Genomic DNA, 2,099 nt, shown 5'->3' with positions numbered 1-2,099 from the left:
AGATTAAAGCAATGCTTACCTGTTTTATTCAAAAGATGTAACTCAGATTAAAGCAATGCTTACCTGTTTTATTCAAAAGCTGATAGCACCTCAAGAAGCGTGCGCGTAGCGCTAATCGCTGATAGCTGATAGCTGATAGCTGATAGCTGATAGCTGATAGCTGATAGCTGATAGCTGATAGCTGATAGCTGATAGCTGATAGCTGATAGCTGATAGCTGATAGCTGATAGCTTACCTTGACCTAGGCAATTTTGATTAAAGCTAATCAATCTGAGTTTTGGTTGAGAGCAACATTAGGATTGCGGTAATGGGTCCACAACCAACCCAAAACAAAGGGTAACCATAAACACCATCGCTCCTGAGGAGTTAGATACCAGCTGTAGTTACCTAAAGCCATGCGATGCTGAAGTACAAAGTAAATAAAAGCAGAGATACTGACTAAACGTACTCCCAGATTCCGATAAGGAACAGCAAAAGGAATTATCCAAGTGAAGTACCAAGCATGGATAATTGGAGATAGGATTAGCAGGGAAAAAAAGTACCATTCGGTGAATTGTTGAAAATTGCGCGATCGCAAAATTAGCCAACTTACCGTTAAGCCTAGGGGAAAAGCATAAATCCAATTAACCCAGCGAGAGGGTTCCCAATATTGGCTAACAATATAAGGAATCAATTCCGCACTGCGACCATGGGACACAAACACTGATCCAGTAGGAATCAAAGGACATTCTCCACTAGAGCAAAATTGGAGAGCAGTGATGCCAAAAGGTAAGAAACCGCACAATAGCACTACTATTGCTAGTTTTACCCCTACTTTTCGGAAAGCTTGCCAGGTCAGAAACCCTAAAATTGGCAAAGACATCCACTTCACTGCCATACTAATTCCTACTAGCAAAGCCGAAGCAATCCAGTGCCACCAGGTCAGGGATTGATCAGATGAAGACATCAAGCGGTCAGTAAATGGGGAGTATTCTGCTACTTTACCACTGTCCAACTTTTCCTCTATTTCTGTTATTTTTGTCTGCCTTAAACTCTCTGTTTTTCTGTCAACGACTAACCAAGCTGCAACTAGGGGTAAAATAAACCAACTGTCGTAATGAGCACCACCAGCAAAGGAGTAAATTATCAAAGGATTCCAGGCATAGAAGATTGCTTGTTGATAACCAAATCGACGACTGAGTAACCAACAGATTAATAAGTCAGCTAAGATAAATGCAATTTTGAACAACCAAACCTTAAGGTCAATCAGCGCTAAAATCCGAAAACCTAATTGGGCTACTGGTGGATAGATAGCAGAAACAGTAGGATGATTGATTAGTGACCACCATTCCGTATGGTAGGGAATCAGTTCAGCAGCATTAGGTGGCAAATGGTATGGACTAAACCCTAAGGTTTGAATATACCCTTCCCATAAATAGCGCCATACATCATCTCCAGGATACATTGGTAGCAGTAGCAGCCTGCTTAGGATAGTAGTACTCCAAAAATTTAGTCCTGAGTGCTGATTTTTGAGTTTTCGGAAGTACTTGATACTAAGAGATTTGATAAATCCTTTGTAAACCTGTTGCCAAAGTCTTGTCTTGATACTGTTGTTGTTAATTCTGTTGTTAATTCTTTTTGCTTGTTGGGAAATCCCAAGTTTGCTGTTACCAACTTTAGCCGGATATCTAGTATAAACGCTTAATCCCCAAGACAATAGAAAACCTAAGCTAATCACACTGATACCTAACCAAAATCGAGGCACAGCTCCCACCTCTCGGAAATCCCCATGAGGCACAATCAAGATACAACCTAACAACAGGAGTAGAGAACTAAGCCATATATATAGCGTTTTCATTTGAGATGTGAAACTAGGATTGATGGAAATTCCCTATTCCCTTTTCAACACTTCTAGCAATTGTCCCATCTGCGTGGCTAAGCTTAAGGCGACGTAGATATAGACGACCTAAAGTCATCAAAATTATTGTTCCTGCTTGGACACTACCAGAAAGGGTACCAGATATTTTCGAGCGTCCCCCTTGTCGGCGACGGTAACCAACAGGAATTTCACAGATTCGCAAACTACATTCAATCGCACGGGCTTGCATTTCTACTGTCCA

General features: G+C 41.2%; 2 protein-coding genes and 1 pseudogene. All 3 read right to left on the bottom strand.

From position 1 onward, the window contains the following. Window positions 1-68 precede the first annotated feature (68 nt). Complete coding sequence (locus F6K37_RS39545; protein WP_287256728.1) at window positions 69-269, bottom strand: hypothetical protein; 201 nt, start codon at window positions 267-269, stop codon at window positions 69-71. Further along, window positions 266-1,837, bottom strand: a complete 1,572-nt coding sequence (locus F6K37_RS39540; protein WP_287256726.1) for an MptA/MptB family glycosyltransferase — start codon at window positions 1,835-1,837, stop codon at window positions 266-268. The genes F6K37_RS39545 and F6K37_RS39540 overlap by 4 nt, the downstream gene beginning before the upstream one ends. 13 nt (window positions 1,838-1,850) lie before the next feature. Next, window positions 1,851-2,099: pseudogene (locus tag F6K37_RS39535) on the bottom strand (glycosyltransferase family 2 protein); the annotation flags it as partial.

It is taken from the genome of Moorena sp. SIO4E2 (assembly GCF_010671945.1).
Taxonomy (GTDB): Bacteria; Cyanobacteriota; Cyanobacteriia; order Cyanobacteriales; family Coleofasciculaceae; genus Moorena; species Moorena producens.
The sequence above is the reverse complement of the archived record's forward strand: the minus strand, read 5'-3'. Positions and strand labels throughout refer to the sequence as shown.